Here is an 18,033-nt window from a genome sequence, read left to right on the forward strand (position 1 = left end):
GATCACCCCGGGGCCCGTGTGGAGAAGTCGCTTGGCGACTTCTCGGCGAGCTCGTGCCGGCCGGACACGCCGAGCTTCCGGTAGACGCTGGAGAGATGCACCTCCACCGTCTTGGTGGTCACGAACAGATGCTGGGCGATCTCCCGGTTGGTCTTTCCCTGGACGACGAGTTCGTGGACCCGCTGCTCTCCCGGCGTCAGCGACTGGAGACCGGTGGCCGCGTGGCGGTGCGGTCGGATCCCTGCCAGATGCAGCTCATCGCGGATCTGCTGGACGAGGGGGGCCGCCTTGCGGGCCTCGGCGATGTCCAGCGCGTCGCTGAGCGCGCTCCGGGCCTCGCGCCGCTTGCCGTGCCGGCGCACCGCCGCACCGTAGTCCGCCAGCGCCTTGGCGTATTCCAGACGGGCGGGCGAGTCCCGCAGTCGGTCCACCGCCTCCCGCAGCAGCGGGAGATCGGCTTCGCCCTCGGCCAGGGCTCCCGCGACGCGCAGCGCACGGCCGAGGGCCCTGGGCGCGCTCCAGTAGCGGGCCGACCGCAGTTCCGCGGCGGCCATGACCCTGGCCTCCTCGTCGCGTCCCAGCAGATGCAGGGAGACCGCGGCTTCGGACTGCCAGGGGACGACGGCGGGGTTCTGCCCGCCCGCCGCGCTGAAGGACCGACCCGCGGCGAGGGCGGCGTCGAGGGCCTCGGCGGTACGGCCCCGCATGCGCAGCAGCCGCGCCCTGCTGTGCAGCACGTAGTACATCAGCCCGGTGCCCGGTGCGGGATCGGGAACGCCGGTCCACTCCAGGGCCTTCCCGGCCTCGTCCAGGGCTCCCCGCTCCAGCAGTGCCTCGGCGTGGACGGGACCGAGGACCAGCCGGCGCAGGCGTACGGACGAGGTCTCCACGGCGCGCATCGCGGTCACGGCGTCGGCGGTGGCCTCGTCGAGGTTGCCGCGGCACAGCCAGGCCAGCGACCGGTAGGTCAGGGCCCCGGTCAGCCCGTTCAGCGAACCCTCCCGGTGTGCCTGCTCGACCGCGGCGTCCAGGCTGCCCATCACCTCGTCCCGGTCCGCGCTGATCAGGGCCAGCCAGCCGAAGGACACCGAGATCTGTCCGTTGGGCTGCTGGGCCGCGGGGGCGTCGCGGAGCGCGCTCCGGGCCCGCAGGACCGCCCGCGGATCACCGATGATCGCGTCATGTCCGGCGATGACGCAGTCCAGGGACCTGCCGCCGGGACCCGGGTGCGGTACGGCGGAGCGCAGCTCGGACACCTGGCTCAGGATGTCCTCGCGCATGTCCTGCCGTCCGGGCTCGTAGAGCGGGATCGACAGGATGCAGGCGTGGAGCTGATACCGCAGTTCGGTGTCGTCCGGTGCGGTGTCGGCCAGCGCGCTGCGCCACACCGCTAGCGCTTCCTCGGCGCGCTGGAGCAGCAGCAGGGCATTGCCCAGCGCGAGCGCGATCTCCACCCGCCGCCGTGAGTGTCCGGCGAGGGCGAGCGCCTGCTCGAGATAGGGGACGGCTCCCGCGGTGTCCACGTACCGCATCGCGTTGCCGAGCGCGGAGAGGAGGTCCAGCCGTATCCGGGGCGGCGGGGGCTCGGCCAGACAGCGGCGCAGACAGGTCGCGGCGGTGCCCGGGGAGCCGCGGGCCAGCGCGCTGTTCGCGGCCGACCACAGCATGCCGACCGTCTCGTCGTCGCCGCAGGGCAGTGTCCGCAGCAGCTGCGGAACCACCGTCTCGACCTCCGCCTTGGAGCTCTTCAGCAGAACGGCGGCCTTGCGGTGCGCGCGGTGGCGGTCGGCGGGGGACATCCCCTCGTAGATCACCGCACGGACCAGTGGATGGACAAAACCCAGCCGGGTCTTCAAGGCGTTCGACGAGTCCGCGAAGAGGATCTGTGCCTGTTCGAGGCCCTTGGCCGCTTGCAGCGCGTCCTCCAGGGGAAGATCCGCAAGCGCGGCCGCATGCGCCACCTCCGCTCCGTCCCCCAGCACCGCGACCGCCCGGGTCAGCGCCACGCAGTCCTCGGGGAGGCGCCGCATCCACACCGCCACCCGCCGGGCCACCGCGCGGGGGCCCACCGAGTAGACCTGGGGGATGTTCGCGGCGGTGGCCTCGACGCCTTCGGCGGCGAGCGCCTCGGCGAGTTCCTTCAGCAGCAGGGGATTGCCTCCGGTCGCCGCACAGCAGGCGGACAGGAAGTGCTCGTCCTGTGGTGAGGGGGAGCCGGACTTCGCGAACTGCGCCGTGATCAGCGAGGTCGCGGCGGCCGGGCTCAGCTTGGAGGGGGCCAGCAGTACGGAGGGCGGCGTGGTCACGATCTGGTCGAGCAGGTGCGGCTGGTTGCCGAGTCCGAACGGCCGCAAGGTGCCCACCACGCAGCAGCCGAGGTCCTCCAGGCGAGGCAGCAGATGGTTCAGGAACCGCAGCGAGTCGCCGTCCGCCCAGTGCAGATCGTCGATCAGCAGGGCGAGCGGCTGCCGTTCGCAGATATCGGCGGTCAGCCAGTACAGACCGTGCGGAATCGAGAAGTCGCCGCCCCGCGAGTCCTCCGGGACCACCCGCTCCAGCACAACGGCCGCCTGGCCCGCCGCCCCGGACATGATGCGTCGGCGTTCCCGGGGATCCATATGCGCCAGGAGCGGTTCGAAAAGCTGCCGCACCACACCGAAGGGAAAGTCGCTCTCCAGCTCCGACCCGCGCGCAGTCGCCACCTGAAGGCCCGCGGATTCGGCCATCCGCTTGCCCTCGGCAAGCAGGCTGGTCTTGCCGATTCCGGGGGCACCCTCGATCAGGACGGCTCCGCCATGGCCTTCCCCGGCCGCCCTCATCGCCTTGTGCAAGACCTCGAGCTCGCCGCTTCGCTCAAAAAGGACAGTGCTATGCGGCATATGTTCAAGTATGCGTGCTTCGGCCGCACTGTGATCGGCTGGCGGTGCTCAGAATGCTGCCTTGCTGTGTACGGTCGTACGCATCGTTGTGTACGCTCGTACGTATGGGGTACATGATGCTCTCCGGCGCGATCATGGCCGAGGTTCTGGCCACCACCGCGATGAAGTACAGCGACGGCCTCACCCGGCTGTGGCCCTCCACGGCGACCATCGCCGGATATCTGATCGCCTTCGGCCTCCTCGCCCAGACCCTCAGGACGGTCTCCGTCGGCACCGCCTACGCGATATGGGCCGGGGCCGGGACCGCCGTGATCGCCGTCATCGGCATGGTCTTCCTCGGCGAGGCCGCGACCGCCGCCAAGGTGATCGGCGTGCTGCTGGTCATCGCCGGGGTCGTGGTGCTCAACCTCGGCGGGGCGCACTGATGCCGCGCCGCTACGACCCAGGACGGCGGCAGCGCATCATCGACGCCGCGATCGCGGTGGTCGGCGAGCGCGGTATCGGCGGGCTGAGCCATCGCGCGGTGGCCGCCGAGGCGGACGTCCCACTCGGCTCGACCACGTACCACTTCGCCACCCTCGACGATCTGCTGGTCGCCGCCCTCCGCCAGGTCAACGCCGAGTGGCAGGCCGAACTGGAGCGCTGGGAGCGCACCGCCGACCCCGACCACCCGCTCGCCGACGAGCTGCTGCGGCTGATCGAGATGCTGCTGGGCGGCGACCGCACCCGGCTGGAGCTGGAGTACGAGCTGTATTTCGCCGCGCTGCGCCGGGATACGGTCCGGCCCATCGCCGCCGCCTGTCCGGACGAGATGGCCACCCTGCTGGCCCGCCGGATCGGGGACCCCGCCACCGCACGGGCGGTCGCGGCGCTGCTGGACGGGGTGATACTCCAGGTACTGCTGACCGGCAGACCGCTGGAGCGGACCGAGGTACGGGCAGCGCTGGAACGGCTCACGGCTGATCCGCCGCCGACGACGACGGGGCCGCCCGCTCGCGGGCGGGAGAGACGGGAGAAAGCGGACCACCGGGGCAGGCCGGCAACGACGGCCGACTCCGCCCCGGCCCGGCGTCCGGACCGGTCTCCGGACCGGTCTCCGGACCGGGACATGAGACCGGTTCGCCTGCCGGGGGCGGCTCCGGTTAGCGTTCTGACCATGACCGACGCAGCCACCACCCGTACCACCCGCCCCGGCGCCGTCGCCGCCGGACTCGCCACCCTCACCGAGGACGGCACCGTTCTGGACACCTGGTTCCCGTCCCCCGAGCTGGCCGACACGCCCGGTCCGGCCGGGACCGAGCGGCTCAACGCCGAGCAGGCCGCGAGTCTGCTGGGCGAGACCGCCGTCAAGGCGCTCGGCCCGGACCCGCGTCGCGGCGTCGAGGTCGTGGCCGTCCGTACGGTCATCGCCTCGCTGGACGACAAGCCGCTGGACGCCCACGACGTCTACCTCCGGCTCCATCTGCTCAGCCACCGGCTCGTCGCGCCGCACGGCCAGAACCTGGACGGGATGTTCGGTCTGCTGGCCAATGTGGCCTGGACGTCGCTGGGCCCGGTCGCCGTCGACCAGGTGGAGCGCGCCCGGCTCGCGGCCCGCGCCGAGGGCCTTCAGCTCACCGTGACCAGCGTCGACAAGTTCCCGCGGATGACCGACTACGTGGTCCCCTCCGGGGTCCGCATCGGCGACGCCGACCGCGTACGGCTCGGTGCGCACCTGGCCGCCGGGACCACTGTCATGCACGAGGGCTTCGTCAACTTCAACGCGGGCACCCTCGGCACCTCGATGGTCGAGGGCCGGATCAGTGCGGGCGTCGTGGTGGGCGACGGCTCGGACATCGGCGGCGGCGCGTCGATCATGGGAACCCTCTCCGGCGGCGGCAAGCAGACCATCGCCATCGGCGAGCGCTGCCTGCTGGGCGCCCAGGCGGGCATCGGCATCTCGCTCGGCGACGACTGCATCGTGGAGGCGGGCCTCTACGTGACCGCGGGCACCCGTGTCACCCTGCCCGATGGCACGATCGTCAAGGCGCTGGAGCTGTCCGGCGCCCAGAACCTCCTCTTCCGCCGCAACTCCACCACCGGTGCGGTCGAGGCGCTGCCGCGCTCCGGCTCGTGGGGCGGTCTCAACGAGGCGCTCCACAGCCACAACTAGCCACCGCTAGTCGTCGCTGATGTCCCAGGCCGGCCCGGTCGTCGCCCGCTTGTAGGTGTCGACCAGGCCGGCCGTGGTGTCGGCGTCGGCCGGGAGCAGCGGCGCCCGGACCGGCCCCGCGGGCAGCCCCAGCGCGTCGAGCAGTGCCTTGGCGGTGACCGAGCCGGGCAGCCGCGACATCATCGCGTCGATCAGCGGGGTCAGCGCGAGATGGCGGCGGGCCGCCGTCCGCGGGTCCCCCGCGTCGTAGGCGTCCACCACGGCGCGCACCTGGCGCCCGGCCACATTGGCGACCGTGCTGATGTACCCGGCGGCGCCGATCGCCCGCAGCGGCAGATTCTGCTCGTCGCAGCCGGAGTAGTAGGCGAGATCGGTCGCCGCCATTACCTTCGCCGACTTCATCAGGTCGTACGCGCAGTCCTTCACCCCCGTCACCCGCGGATGTTCGGCGAGCCGCAGCAGGGTGTCGCAGGTGAGCGCGGTGCCGGTCCGGCCGGGGATGTCGTACAGCACAACGGGCAGTCCGACCGCGTCCGCGACGGTGCGGAAGTGGGCCCGGACCGCTTCCTGCGGTGGGCGGCTGTAGTACGGGGTGACCACCAACAGCGCGTGGGCGCCCGCCCGTTCGGCCGCCCGCGCCAGCTCGACCGTGTGCCGGGTGTCATTGCTGCCGACCCCCGCGGTGATCCGCGCCCGGTCGCCGACCGCCTCGGCCACTGCCCGGACGACCGCCTCCCGCTCGGCGTCGCTGGTGGTGGGCGACTCGCCGCTGGTGCCGTTCACCACCAGTCCGTCGCAGCCGCCGTCGTCGACGAGGCGGGTGGCGAGCAGTTGGGTGCCGTCGAGGTCGAGTGAACCGTCGGCGGTGAACGGCGTGATCATGGCGCAGGCGGAACGGCCGGAGGGGCCGCCGGTGCGGTGAGGGTGTGTGGACATGGTGGACATGAGGGAAGTCTCATGCCCCCTGTGCTGTAGGTCTACTTCAGACTTCTTCACGCCACCGTGCAGTATCGCTGTCGGGTGGACGGGCTACGTGACTGCCTGGCTATGTGGCTACGCGGCTGCGTGGCTACGGGCTCTCGGCCAGAACGTAGACCCGGGCGGCCGACTCGATGGGGCTGCCCTCGCCCTGGCCGCCGTAGACGACGTACACATCCCGCCGTACACCGCTGTCGATATCGGTGAAGGCCAGGTCCGCATGGGAGGGGACATGGCTGCTGAGGCCGTCCCCGACCGCGCGCGGGATGGCGGCGTCGACGCGGGCCGGGCCGCCGATCCGGTAAGTGGAGCGGAAGTCCTTGAGGTTGCTGTCCTGGCCGCCGTTGATCCGGTAGCGCAGGCAGGCGGTGTGCCCGGCGCTACGGCCCTCGACCGGTACGTAGAAGCGGGCCGCGTTCGGGTTCTGCTCGGGCGCGAAACGGGCCAGTTGCTCGGCCCGGTCCACCGCCGAGGGGCGGGCTCTGCTGTCGGGGCCGAGGAGGAACCACGCGGCGGCGGCCAGGAGCAGGGCTAGCACCAGACCCGCACCACCCAGCGGAACGGCCCAGGCCGCCCGGTGGCGCGTGGCTGACGACGGTGACATCTGGCCCCCTGACACACGAGTGCTCCAAAGCCCGACGGGCCGCCGGACTCCGGAGCACTCTAGGCGAACCCTTGTATGACCTGGGCACCCCAGCGCGGTCGGGGTGGCTGCTGGAGCAGAGGTCTTTGCGTGGCGACACACCCCTTCACTTCATCCTACGTACGGTCAACTTCCCTAAACTGAGGGTGACTTGTGAACACTTGAGTCTCGAACACGCACTACAGGGGAGGGAAGCGTGTCGTTCGACGAGCAATGGAGTGCGCTTCGTGCGGAAGCAGCGCAGGGGCAGCGGGCTCAGATGCGGCTCAATCAGCTTGATGACGGAAGCGGTGGTCGGGGCACCCCGAGCGGCGGCTCGCCGCAGCCGGACCTGAGCGTGAAGAGTGACGAGCTCGGCAAGATCGGACACGACGCGTTCCTGCTGTACGACAGGATCGCCTCGGACGGCGGATGGGCCCAGATCACCACTCTCCAGGCATCCACCGCCCTCACGGAAGGACATCTCGAGACGGGGGCGGCACTCGGCAAAGCCGAGGAAGCATGGCAGAAGAAACTCGGCACCTTGCAGGACGCCTGTGCGCACATCTCCAATCATCTCGATTTCTCCGCCAAGTCACACGCCAAGGACGACGCGGACATCGCCTACACGATGTGCGACGCCCAGAACAAGCGGCTGACCGTGTCGAAAATCAACAAGTACTTCCACTGAGGAGTTTCAGTGCCGTCGTTCGAGGACCTCTACCACCTCAGACTGAAGTCTCTCAGTGAAGCGGTTTCCGACTGGACACAGACCATCAAAAAGCTCAAAACGCTGGCAGAAAGCGCCGACGAAGGCATGTTAGCCAAGGCGAAGAGCGCCGACTGGGCAGGCAAGAACGCCGGCGTGACAAAGCCTTTCATCGAGAAGACCGCCAAGGAGTTTCACGACGCCATCACCGAGGCCACGAGCTTCCGCAATATCCTGCGGGACGCCCATGATGCGCTCAAGATTGCGAAAGGTGACCTGAAGGAACTGGTACATGAGGCCAAGACGCAGGGCCTCACTGTCAGCGCCAAGGGTGTGGTCGACCTCAAGGACGCCGACTCCGGCGACAGCGGTGAACCCCCCAAGGGGTCCCAGGCGAAAATCGATGCCATGGTCGCGAAGATCGAGGCAGTACTCAACAAGGCCGCGAAAGTCGACTCCGAAGCCGCATGGGCACTGAAGACGCTCAGCAGCGACCCGTACAACTTCAGCACCACGAAGTATGACTCCCTCGAGTCCGCGAAGAAGATCAAGAAGCAGGAGGCGGTCGCGGACGCCAAGAAAGCCGCGAAACTCGCCGAAGAACTAACCAAGGAGCGAGTGGCGCGGAATCTTGATGACCTCAAGAAGTTGAAGGCTCTCCTGCATGAGCATGCGAAAGACCCCGATTTCGATGTGACTTTCTATAAGACGCTGGGCCAGGAGAAGGCCCTGGAGTTCTATACCCATGTCTCGTTGGACTCCACGGCGCTGCACGAGAAGGCACGCATCAATCTGGTCCACGCCGTCCAGACCGACATGGGAACGATGCTCGGCGTTGCGACGGACAGGGATACCAAAGGACATCTCGACTCCACATGGATCAACGGCATGCTGCGTGCCGGGCGCAAGGGAATCGACGTATCGGATGTTGCCGGTTACGGCAAGGAGGTATACGGCTATCAGGCGCTGAGCTCGATCATCAGGCACGGCGACTTCAGTGATTCCAACCTCCTCACGGCCGTGGGGCGTGACATGGTCGCCATGGATCGAAAGGATCCGGATGTTTGGACTCGCAACGCGCCGTCCAACATGAACATGGCGCTGAACCTCGACAAGAAGGGCGGCAAGGGATTCGACCCGATAACCGGCCTCATGGAGGCATTCAGCCACAGCCCGGAGGCTTCCACTCAGTTCTTCAATGAGCCGGTGCGTTCAGACACCAATGGTGACGGAATTGTCACCAAAGACGACAAGGCCGTCATGGATTACGACTCCAACTACGACGGCAAGACCAACAGCGGTGACAAGCGTCCCATGAGCATGGTGGATTACATCCTCGACCGCTCCGAGAATATGGACCCCACCGACCAGACCTCAGGAGGCGAGTCAAGGCCCGCGGCCAGGGCGGCGGGCAACGCCCTGGAGGCGGCCAGCACGGGCAGAGTTCCCGGAGATGACGACGCACCCCTCGTGCGCCACACCGAGGGGATGTCCAACGTCGCGGAGAGGATCGTGGAGAAGATCGGCCACAACCCCGAGTCCGTATCGGGAAAGGAGCCGGGTGAGTCCGGACCCCTTGGGATTCTCTCCAAGAACTTTGGGAACATCACGGCTGATTACACGGCCGATGTGCAGATGGCTGTGGAGAACGGTGAGAAGCTGATCAAGCCGTTCGGGCATCCGGCGGAATTTGATAAAGCAGACCTCAAGCTCTTTCTCCGAGCTGTGTCCCAGGACCCCCAGGCTTACGGTGCCATCAGCCATGCACAACAGGCGTACACGACGTCGCTTGTCCACGACATCGTGCAGGAGAGGGGTGAGAATGTCCGACCTGAGACGATCGAGAACGCGGTGTGGCCGGGGTCCGAAGTCGCCGGGATCATGACTGAGGCGCGCGCTGAGGCTATTTTTGACAAGCATGCCGCCGCGAACGAGGATTTCAATAAAGGGGTCGCCGATAACGTCAAGTGGGGTAATAGGATCTGGGATGCTGTGGGAGCTAAATACGTCGAGATGCTCCCAGTGGTCGGTGACCCTATCCAGTGGTACAAGGAAGACACAATTGACGCGGTTGCCGAGCGCGCCCAAAAGGACACGACCGACGAAGCCTACAAGGAATCGGTCGCATCCTACACGAAAGCTGAGACAGCCACGAAGAGTGCAGCGGAGCGGGCAGTAAGAGCCGCCTGCAGAGATAGCGGGTTGTCTCAGGAATTCATCAACATGCTTGTAGGATCGGCTAGAACCAAGTCGGCGGCAGCGCATTCCGCCGGGCACACAGGGGTGGCGCCCGGAGATCAAGGTTGATTGGGTTATGTCAACCAGCATGGAACTCCCCATTCCTGCGTCCTGATTGAGGCAAGATGAGCAACCGCAGACGATTCACACTCACACGATGCGCAGGCGCCTTTCTGGCTTCGGCGATCCTCACGTCGTGCTCTCAAAGCAGCTCCGAGGAGACCGTGCCCGAACTCCCTCGTCGCATCTGCTGGGGCGCGCTCCCGGGGGACGAAGTGAGAAAGCTGTTGAAGCCGGGGTCTCGCGTGAGCATAGACGCGAAGCGCCCTTTCGACTTATACAACGGGAAAGTCGACACCAGCTGCCTCGTGTATATCGATGGCAACACCAAGTTCCTCGCGGCAGCCAACAGGTTCGACAGTTACTCGAGCTGGAAGTTCAGAAAAGATGATTACGATGCCAAGATGCAGGTCGGTCAGGAAGGAATGTTGTCCGACAATGGCGCGGCTTCATATTTCACCTGCGATCGTCCGGCCAACCTGCCCAAGGATCGCTGGCATCCGAACTCGGAAAAACACATCGTTCTGGAGCTTCATACCTGGGACTCTCCCGGCGACCCCAGTAACCACCGTAAGGTGCTCACTTCGCTGATGAAAAAGTTCGTACCCTTCGCGCAGCAAAAACTCCATTGCCGGTGACCACGAGCGCCGCCCAGGACTCCCCGGGCGGCGCTCGCACGAGCAACCTAGGGGCGTACGCGGACGACCTGCGGGTCGTGGTCGCTGGACTGGTCCGCGAACTCGGAGTTGATGTGCACGATGTCGTAGTCCGGGCTCCGCAGCGCGCGGCTGGTGAGGATGTGGTCCAGCACCTGCGAATTGCCGTTGTAGACATAGCCGTAGCGCTCGGCGCGCGGCAGCCGCGTCACCAGGTCGGTGAGCACCCCGCCCTTGGTGAGCGCGCCCAACGCGGGCGAGAACTGGTAGTCGTTGAGGTCGCCCGCGACCACGACGGCGGCCTTCGGATCGGCGGCCAGCAGCTCCTTGACGAAGGTGTTCACCGCCTTGGCCTGCCCGGTGCGCTGGGTCTCCGAGGAGCGGGCCGGGGGCTGGAAGCGGCTGTCCAGACCCTGGTCGCCGCCCTTGGAGTTGAAGTGGTTGGCGACCACGAACACCGGGCGGCCACGGAAGGAGAACTGCCCGGCCAGCGGCTTGCGGCTGGCCTTCCACACCTCGTCGCCCGGGGCGATACGGCCGGGTGAGGCCGACAGCGACGCCTTGCCGTCCTTCTTCACCACCCGCACCGGAGTGGTGGCGTCCCCGCCCGGGATGTCGGTGAACGAGACCCGCTCGGGGTTGTAGAGGAACGCGACGCGGATGTTGCCGCCCGGCTGCCCGCCGTCCTGATCGTCAACCGGGTCGATCTGCCGCCACTCGTACGAGGGGCCACCGGCCGCCGCGATCGCGTCGGTGAGCTTCTTCAGGGTGGCGTCCGCGGCGACGACGGAGTCGTTGGTCGGCCCGTTGTTGTCCTGGACCTCCTCCAGCGCCACGATGTCCGGCGAGGCGAGGTTGCCGACGAGCGCGGATGCGAGGCGGTCGAACTTCGCCTGCGCGGTCTTGGGGGAGAGGTTCTCCACGTTGTAGGTGGCGATGGAGAGTTCGTCCGACGTCTGCGGCCGGGTCCGCTCGCGCTCCGGCCCGTGGTCGGCGAGTTCACCGAGTGCGGTGGCCGCGATGGTGTAGCCGCCGAAGTTGTCGTACTCGAGCGGACCCTCGGTGGTGCCGGTCAGCTCGTCGCCGACGTCCGCCACGGGGAAGGGGTGCTGGGCGTACGGCAGGAGGGAAGCCACCTTCAGCCGACCGGAGTTCGGATCGCGGTAGGAGTCGTAGAGCGCCCCGCCGCGCGCGGTGCGGTGGTGCCGCGGCTCGGCGGTGACCCACAGCTCCTTGTAGGTGTTGGTCGCCCCGACGACGGGCGCGTTCGTGACCGAGACCCGCATCCCCTCCAGCGACTCGTACCGGTCCAGCGCGTACGAACGCGGCCGCAGCGTCAACCCCTCAATGGAGCCGTTGGAACCGTTGGAGCCATTCCCGGCGTCCGACGGCTCGGGGGCGTACCGGTCCGGGACGGTGGAGGCGTTGAGGCGGAACGCGGCGGGCAGCGCGTTGCCGGACGATCCGACCGTCCAGGTCGCCTTGGTGATCTCGGTCATCGACTGAAGCCCGGCGTCGGCCCCGCCCGGGTAGTACTCGCTCACCGTGCCGGACACCGTGACCGCGTCGCCGACGGCGACCGACGGCGTGGTCGATCCGGTGAACACGAAGATCGCCTCACTGGTCGCCTGGTCCTTGTCCGGGCTGGCGTCCTGCATCCAGAACCCGCGCGCGGAACCGAAGGAACGTATCGCCGTGACCGTGCCGGGAACGTCGGCCACCTTCTGCCCGGCCAGAGGGGATATCCGGGTGTTGCCCTGGATGTCATGGATCCGGACCTCGGCGGCGGACGCCGACGACGGTACGACGAGCAACCCGGCCGCGAGCGCGGAGGCGACGACGGCGGTGACGGTGAGAGGTGCGCGCAGTGCGCGTGGGGACATGGTGGTGGCCTCCGGAAAGGAGTGAACAGAGGGAAAATGGGCCTCTACGCGCGTCAATTTCGGCCCTGGGTAGGGCAGTTGTCAAGAGATGGCGGGTGTTCGGGGTGGGACACGTGAATGAATTCACGGAATCTGGGGGCGGAGAGGGAAGCGGAGCGGCTGCGTCCCGATCGGGGGCCGGCGCGTGGTGATCGCTGGTCGCTGGTGAGGTGATCGCGTGCCGGTGAGTGGCGCGGTAGAGATTCCCTGGAGGCGCGGCCGCGCCCCGGCGGAGCGGATGCGTACGGCGATCCGGCGGGCGTGCGGCGCATGCGGCCTGCGGTTCGGGGGAGTGGGGGAGACTCGGGCGGGGCCCCGCCCAGTGCCGTCGTGGCCGAATCATCCGGTTGCCGGGGCGCGGGGTCACAGGGGGACGAAACTGCCCGCACGTTCCGTCTACGCTGGGGTCGGGCCGCGTGTCCATACCGTGCCCGCGACATCCGCACCCCGAGGAGATGACTCCGCCCATGTCCGGAGACCGCCCCACCATGCCGCCCGTGCGGCTGCGCACCGACGCGGAACTCGCGCGGGACGCGCTCGCCGCGCCGCTCCTCGCCCGCGCGGTGCGGCTCGCCCGCTGGGTCGAGCCGGGGAAGCCGGTCGGTGCGGGCGGCGTCCTGCCGGGGGACGATCTGCGCGCCGCCGTCGAGCTGCTCGACCTCACCGCCGACGAGAACGGCCCCGAGTACACAGCCCAGGCGTGGCAGCTCGCCGTCGACACCGGACTCGTGGAGATCCAGGAGAGCGAGGACGGCGAGGAAGCCGAGGACGGCGAGGAAGCCGAGGACAACAACGCCGAGGCCGTCAACGTCAGCGCCACCGCCGTCAGCGGTGAGGAGCTGCGCCTGATCACCCAGGGCAGCCCCCAGGACGTCCTGGACATCTGGCTCGACGGCTTCGAGACCGTCCTCGCCGACGCCGCGGCCCCCGACCTGGCCGACATCGTCGACCAGATCAGCGAGGGCGGCGAGCTCGACCTCGACGCGATCGACTGGAACCCGGAGGAAGAGGCCGATTTCCTCGACGGGATCCTGGGCAATCTGTACATGCTCACCGCCCTCGACGAGGACGCCACCGTCGGCTCCGTCCCGCTCCCCGCCCTCGTCGCCTCCGTGATCGTCCCCGAGGACATGGACGAGCCCACCGACGACGTCCTCGAAGAGGTCTCCGAGGCGATGATGCGGCTGGACGACCAGTTCCGGCTGCTCGCGCCGACCGGTCTGATCGACTACCAGCCGGTGGACGAGGCGCTCATTGAGGAGGTCGACGGCGAGGGCCGTATCCACAGCTCGGACGCCGCCCTCGCTGATGACGAGGAGGAGGACATCTCCCGTTACGGCATGGTCCGGCTCACCCCGCTCGGGATCTACGGCATGCGGTCCCGGATGATCGAGGCGGGCATCGACGCCCCGGCCGTCGGCGACCTGGCCGACAAGGGCGCGGATGTACTGCTGGACGCCCTGCCCGGCCACCCCGAGCCCGCGGCCCAGGCCGAGGCCGAGCAGTGGCTCGCCCGCCGTACGCCTGCGGAGGCCGCCCGCGAACTGCTGGCCGCCGCCCGCGGCGACGACGAGGCCGCGCCGCTGCGCCGCCTCACCTGCCAGCAGACGCTGTCGCTGGTCGGGGCGGAAGCCGAGCCCGCGTTGCGCGAGGTGCTCGACGACCGCCACCTGGGCGGTCTGGTCCGGGTCTGGCTGGCCGAGCACGGTGTGGCGGGGGTGCCGGAGCCCTCGGAGCAGATGGTCTTCTGGCTGACGGTGGACACGCTGGCCGCGCAGCTCGCGACCGAGGACGACTCGGAGGAGATGCGGGAGCTGGTGCGCGGACTGGTGGACCAGTCGGGGAGCTTCTTCGACTCGGCCTGGCGGGTGGATCACCCGGCCACGGCGGATGTACTGGAGGCGATGGGCCGCCTCCACCCGGACAAGAAGGCCGCGAAGGAAGCCCGCAAGGCCGCCTTCAAGGCCCGCTCCCGGACATAACGCGAGCGCCTGGCGGCGAGCCGGACGATTGCGGGCCCCCGGCGGCCGCGCACGAACCCCACACACCCGCCGGGCCCTGCCCCGCCTCGGCTCCTGTGCCACCTGGGGCCGGGCCGGGCGGCTTACGGTTCGAGGGCTTGGCGGGAGCGCGCCTCGCGCCGCTGGTGAGGCTGCACTCCCTGGCCTCACAGCCCGCACCCGCGACATGCCCGGCCGGGCACCGCGCGACCGCGACCCGGCCCCGCCGCGAGCGCCCGGCGCCCGCCGCACCCGCCGCGCCCCAGGCGGGAGGCCACCCCCCGACCCTCGGCACCGGCCCTCCGGGGGAAGCCGTCTCTCCTCCCCTGGTCGGGGAGCCACCCCACGGACCCCGGCCGGAAGGCCAACCACCGACGCCCGGCTCCGCCGTACCGATCCGGCCAGGAAGTCGGTCCACCGACCCCCGGCCGGGGGAGCCGCCCATCGCCCCTCGGCCAGGAGACCGCCCCCGGCGGGGAAGCCACCACTCTCGGCGGGGGCGCCGCCCACCCATCCCCGGCCGGGAGGCCAACCACCCGCCCCCGGCCGGGAGGCCACCCACCCCCGGCGGGGGCGCCGCCCCACCGACCTCCGGCCGGAAGGCCACCCACCCCCCGGCGGGGAAGCCACCACGCCCGGCGGGGGCGCCGCCCTACCGACCCCCCGGCCGGGAGCCCACCACTGCCCGTCGGTCGGGGAGCCGCCTCACCACCCCGGCCGGAAGGCCAACCACCCACCCCGAGCCAGGAGGCCACTCACCCCCGGCCAGGAGGCCACCCACCCCGGGCCAGGAGGCCACCCACCCCCGGCCGGGAGGCCAATCGGCGTGGTGAAGTCGCATTGCGTTCAACTGGCGTTTGGGCGCGAGCGGGACCGTGAGCGCGCAGTTCGGAGGAGATGTCTGCCGCTCAGGAGATGAAGATGCCGCTCACCCGAAGAGATTTCGCCAAGCGTTCCGCGTACACCGGGGCCGGGGTCGCCCTCGTCGGCAGTGCCGGGGTGCTCGGCACCGCGCCCGGTGCCCTCGCGGCGGAGGACCATGGCGCGGACGCCGCAGACGCGGCCGCGACCGGGCTCGGGTACGGGCCGCTCGTCTCCGACCCCAAGGGGATCCTCGCCCTCCCCGAGGGGTTCCGGTACCGCATCATCACCCGCACCGGCGAGACCACTCTCGAGACCGGCGAGTCCACCCCGTCCAACCACGACGGCACCGCCACTTTCGAGGGCACCCGCGGTGCGACCCTGCTGGTCAACAACCACGAGCTGAAGGGCCTCCGTTCGGACTGGCCGCACCCGGTGCCGCTCACCGAGGGGCTGGTCTACGACCCGGCGGCGTCCGGCGGCTGCACCGTCGTCGAGGTGTCCAAGCACGGCGACCACGTCACCGAGTGGGTCGGTATCGCGGGCACCTCCACCAACTGCGCCGGTGGACGCACCCCCTGGGGCACCTGGCTGACCTGTGAGGAGACCGAGGACAAGGCCGGTCAGCACGGGATGACCAAGGACCACGGCTATGTCTTCGAGGTCGATCCGCACGACCGTCGCGCCAACCGCGACCCCAAGCCGATCAAGGCCCTGGGCCGCTACGCCCACGAGGCCGTGGTTGTGGACCCCAAGCGCGGTGACCTCTACCTCACCGAGGACGCCTCCGGCCCGAACGGGCTCCTCTACCGCTGGGTCCCGCCGCACGGCTTCGAGCACGGCCGCGGCAAGCTCCGCACGCTGGCCGATGACGCGGGTGTGCTCCAGGCGCCCGTGTGCTACGACTCCGGCGGCCAGTTCGTCGACGACCTCTCCCGCGCCACCAAGATCGGCACGGTCTACGGCGTGGACTGGGTGGACGTCCCGGACCGCGACGCGAAGTCCGTCCCGGTGCGCAAGCAGTTCGCCGACGGCCGGATCACCCGCGCCCGCAAGCTGGAGGGCATGTGGTGGGGCGACGGTGGCGCGTACATCGTCTCCTCATTCGCCCGTGCGGAGAGCCCGGTCCAGCACGACGGCCAGGTGTGGTTCTACGACCCCAAGCGCCGCACCCTCACCCTCAAGGTGCTGCTGGGTGTCAACCCCGACCCCGCCAAGGACGGCGCCTTCGACGGCCCGGACAACATCACCGTCTCGCCCTACGGCGGGCTGATCCTCGCTGAGGACGGCGAGGGCATCCAGCACCTGTTCGGCGCCACCGATGACGGCCGGACGTACCCGATCGCCCGTAACGAGCTGAACATCGGCAGCGCCGAGGCGCCGTCGTACAGCGAGTTCACCGGCGTGGTCTTCTCGCCCGACGGCCAGACTCTCTACGCCAACATCCAGGAGCCGGGCATCATGCTCGCGATCACCGGGCCCTGGCGCCGCCAGCGCTGAACACCCGATGGCACGGGCGGGGCCGGGGGAATCCCCCGGCCCCGTTCGCGTTCGCGTTGGCGTGAGAGTGAGTTCCGAAGCGTTCGGACTTCAGACCTCAGACCTCAGACTTCAGACCTCAGAGGGCCTTTGCGGCGGGCTTGACCATGCCGCGCACCGTGCGTGAGTCCACATACTCACCCATGGCGGTCATCTCCCACTCACCCGAGAACTGCTTGATGAACTTGGCCATCATCACGCCCGTGCGCGGCTCGGAGTGCGTGATGTCGAAGCGGACCAGCTCCTCCCCGGACTGCGCGTCGATCAGACGGCAGTACGCCTTCGCCACGTCGGTGAACTTCTGACCGGAGAAGGAGTTGACCGTGAAGACCAGCCCGGTGACCTCCGGCGGCAGCCCGCCCAGATGCACGGTGATGGTCTCGTCGTCGCCCCCGCCCTCACCGGTGAGGTTGTCACCGGAGTGCTGGATCGCGCCGTTGAGGATGGCCAGCTTGCCGAAGAAGCAGGCGTCGATCTTCTTGCGGTCGACGCCGAAGGCGATGACGGACGCGTCGAGGTCGATGTCCTTGCTGCGGAAGGCGGGCTCCCAGCCGAGGCCCATCTTCACCGAGCTGAGCAGCGGACGGCCGCCCTTGACCAGCGAGACGGTCTGGTTCTTCTGGAGGCTGACCCGCCCCTTGTCGAGGTTGATCTTGCCGCCGGACGCCACCCCGGCGGCCGGGGGAGCGGCCGGCGCGGCGCTCGGCATGGGCGGCGGCGGGGCCCCGAAACCGGCGGGCGGCCCGGACGGCGGCGGTGCCTGCACCGGCGGCGCGACGGGTGCGGCAGGGGCGGTGGGGGCCGCGGCCGGAGCCGCAGGGGTGGCGGGCTCCTCGACCGAGACGCCGAAGTCGGTGGCGATCCCCGCCAGCCCGTTCGCATAGCCCTGGCCCACCGCGCGGACCTTCCACGCGCCATTGCGCCGGTAGACCTCGACCACCACGAGCGCCGTCTCGGTGCCGAGCCGGGGCGGGGTGAAGGTGGCGATCACGGCGCCGTCCTCGGCGCCGCGCACGGTGGCGGTGGGCTCGGTGCCCGCGAAGGTCGCACCGGGCTGGTCCAGGCTCGCGGTCACCACGATCTTCTCGATGTCGGCGGGGACCGCTGCGGTGTCCACGGTGATGGTGTCGCCCGCGCCCCCGGCGCCCGCGCGGTGGGTCACCCCAGGGCCGGACGGCTGGTTGTAGAAGACGAAGTCGTCATCGGAGCGCACCTTGCCATGGGCGGTGAGCAGCAGGCCCGACACATCGAGCCGCACCGGGGCGGTGACATCGACCGCCACGCGTGCGACGGGGAGGGGGAGGTTCGAGCCGGGAGTCATTGCGGTCATGACCGGGGTAACGAACATCCTCGCTTTACGGTTCCTTGACCTGCTCCCTCTCCTGAGCCTCCCGTCCTCCCCGGACAGAACCGTCGG

12 protein-coding genes and 1 pseudogene are annotated in these 18,033 nt (G+C 69.3%); 8 read left to right on the top strand and 5 right to left on the bottom strand.

The window, feature by feature from the left end; genetic code table 11:
• Positions 1 to 2 precede the first annotated feature (2 nt).
• Positions 3 to 2,879 carry a helix-turn-helix transcriptional regulator gene (locus tag AC4BEG_RS26820; protein WP_490702302.1) on the bottom strand — a complete coding sequence of 959 codons (2,877 nt, stop codon included), beginning with the start codon at positions 2,877 to 2,879 and terminating at the stop codon, positions 3 to 5.
• Positions 2,880 to 2,983: 104 nt separating this feature from the next.
• Between AC4BEG_RS26820 and AC4BEG_RS26825 the strand changes: the two genes are divergently transcribed.
• The 3 genes and pseudogenes from AC4BEG_RS26825 to dapD all read left to right on the top strand — a co-directional run bounded on the left by AC4BEG_RS26825 (position 2,984) and on the right by dapD (position 5,031).
• Positions 2,984 to 3,304 (top strand): DMT family transporter, encoded by a 321-nt coding sequence (locus AC4BEG_RS26825; RefSeq protein ID WP_490702303.1) that lies wholly within the window; start codon positions 2,984 to 2,986, stop codon positions 3,302 to 3,304.
• Positions 3,304 to 3,834: pseudogene (locus AC4BEG_RS26830) on the top strand (TetR/AcrR family transcriptional regulator); the annotation flags it as partial. The gene AC4BEG_RS26825 and the pseudogene AC4BEG_RS26830, both read left to right, overlap by 1 nt.
• Before the next feature lie 201 nt (positions 3,835 to 4,035).
• On the top strand, positions 4,036 to 5,031 hold the full coding sequence (gene dapD / locus AC4BEG_RS26835; RefSeq protein ID WP_490707204.1) for a 2,3,4,5-tetrahydropyridine-2,6-dicarboxylate N-succinyltransferase: 996 nt from the start codon (positions 4,036 to 4,038) through the stop codon (positions 5,029 to 5,031).
• A gap of 6 nt (positions 5,032 to 5,037) precedes the next feature.
• Here dapD and dapA read toward each other — a convergent pair whose 3' ends face one another.
• Together dapA and AC4BEG_RS26845 are read right to left on the bottom strand one after the other, a co-directional pair.
• Positions 5,038 to 5,976, bottom strand: a complete 939-nt coding sequence (gene dapA / locus AC4BEG_RS26840) for a 4-hydroxy-tetrahydrodipicolinate synthase (RefSeq protein WP_490702304.1) — start codon at positions 5,974 to 5,976, stop codon at positions 5,038 to 5,040.
• A 124-nt stretch (positions 5,977 to 6,100) separates the two neighbouring features.
• On the bottom strand, positions 6,101 to 6,547 hold the full coding sequence (locus AC4BEG_RS26845; protein ID WP_490702305.1) for a hypothetical protein: 447 nt from the start codon (positions 6,545 to 6,547) through the stop codon (positions 6,101 to 6,103).
• Between the two features lie 301 nt (positions 6,548 to 6,848).
• On the opposite strand from AC4BEG_RS26845, the gene AC4BEG_RS26850 reads away from it, so the two are divergent.
• The 3 genes from AC4BEG_RS26850 to AC4BEG_RS26860 all read left to right on the top strand — a co-directional run bounded on the left by AC4BEG_RS26850 (position 6,849) and on the right by AC4BEG_RS26860 (position 10,276).
• A complete protein-coding gene (locus AC4BEG_RS26850; protein ID WP_490702306.1) occupies positions 6,849 to 7,322 on the top strand; it encodes a hypothetical protein in 474 nt (157 codons plus the stop codon).
• Positions 7,323 to 7,331: 9 nt separating this feature from the next.
• Positions 7,332 to 9,647: a hypothetical protein gene (locus AC4BEG_RS26855; protein WP_490702307.1), complete on the top strand. Its 2,316-nt coding sequence runs from the start codon at positions 7,332 to 7,334 to the stop codon at positions 9,645 to 9,647.
• A 155-nt stretch (positions 9,648 to 9,802) separates the two neighbouring features.
• Positions 9,803 to 10,276 carry a hypothetical protein gene (locus AC4BEG_RS26860; RefSeq protein WP_490702308.1) on the top strand — a complete coding sequence of 158 codons (474 nt, stop codon included), beginning with the start codon at positions 9,803 to 9,805 and terminating at the stop codon, positions 10,274 to 10,276.
• A gap of 47 nt (positions 10,277 to 10,323) precedes the next feature.
• On the opposite strand, the gene AC4BEG_RS26865 is transcribed toward AC4BEG_RS26860, so the two are convergent.
• On the bottom strand, positions 10,324 to 12,177 hold the full coding sequence (locus tag AC4BEG_RS26865; RefSeq protein WP_490702309.1) for a DUF8508 domain-containing protein: 1,854 nt from the start codon (positions 12,175 to 12,177) through the stop codon (positions 10,324 to 10,326).
• A gap of 506 nt (positions 12,178 to 12,683) precedes the next feature.
• Here AC4BEG_RS26865 and AC4BEG_RS26870 point away from each other — a divergent pair.
• Together AC4BEG_RS26870 and AC4BEG_RS26875 are read left to right on the top strand one after the other, a co-directional pair.
• The gene (locus AC4BEG_RS26870; RefSeq protein WP_490702310.1) at positions 12,684 to 14,198 is read left to right on the top strand and encodes a hypothetical protein; all 1,515 of its coding nucleotides are present in this window, start codon (positions 12,684 to 12,686) and stop codon (positions 14,196 to 14,198) included.
• Positions 14,199 to 15,137: 939 nt separating this feature from the next.
• Entirely contained in the window at positions 15,138 to 16,577 is a 1,440-nt protein-coding gene (locus AC4BEG_RS26875; protein ID WP_490707205.1) for an alkaline phosphatase PhoX, read from the top strand.
• 118 nt (positions 16,578 to 16,695) lie between these two features.
• On the opposite strand, the gene AC4BEG_RS26880 is transcribed toward AC4BEG_RS26875, so the two are convergent.
• A complete protein-coding gene (locus AC4BEG_RS26880; protein WP_490707206.1) occupies positions 16,696 to 17,937 on the bottom strand; it encodes a TerD family protein in 1,242 nt (413 codons plus the stop codon).
• Positions 17,938 to 18,033 lie beyond the last annotated feature (96 nt).

The organism is Streptomyces sp. JLBJ103, assembly GCF_058215575.1.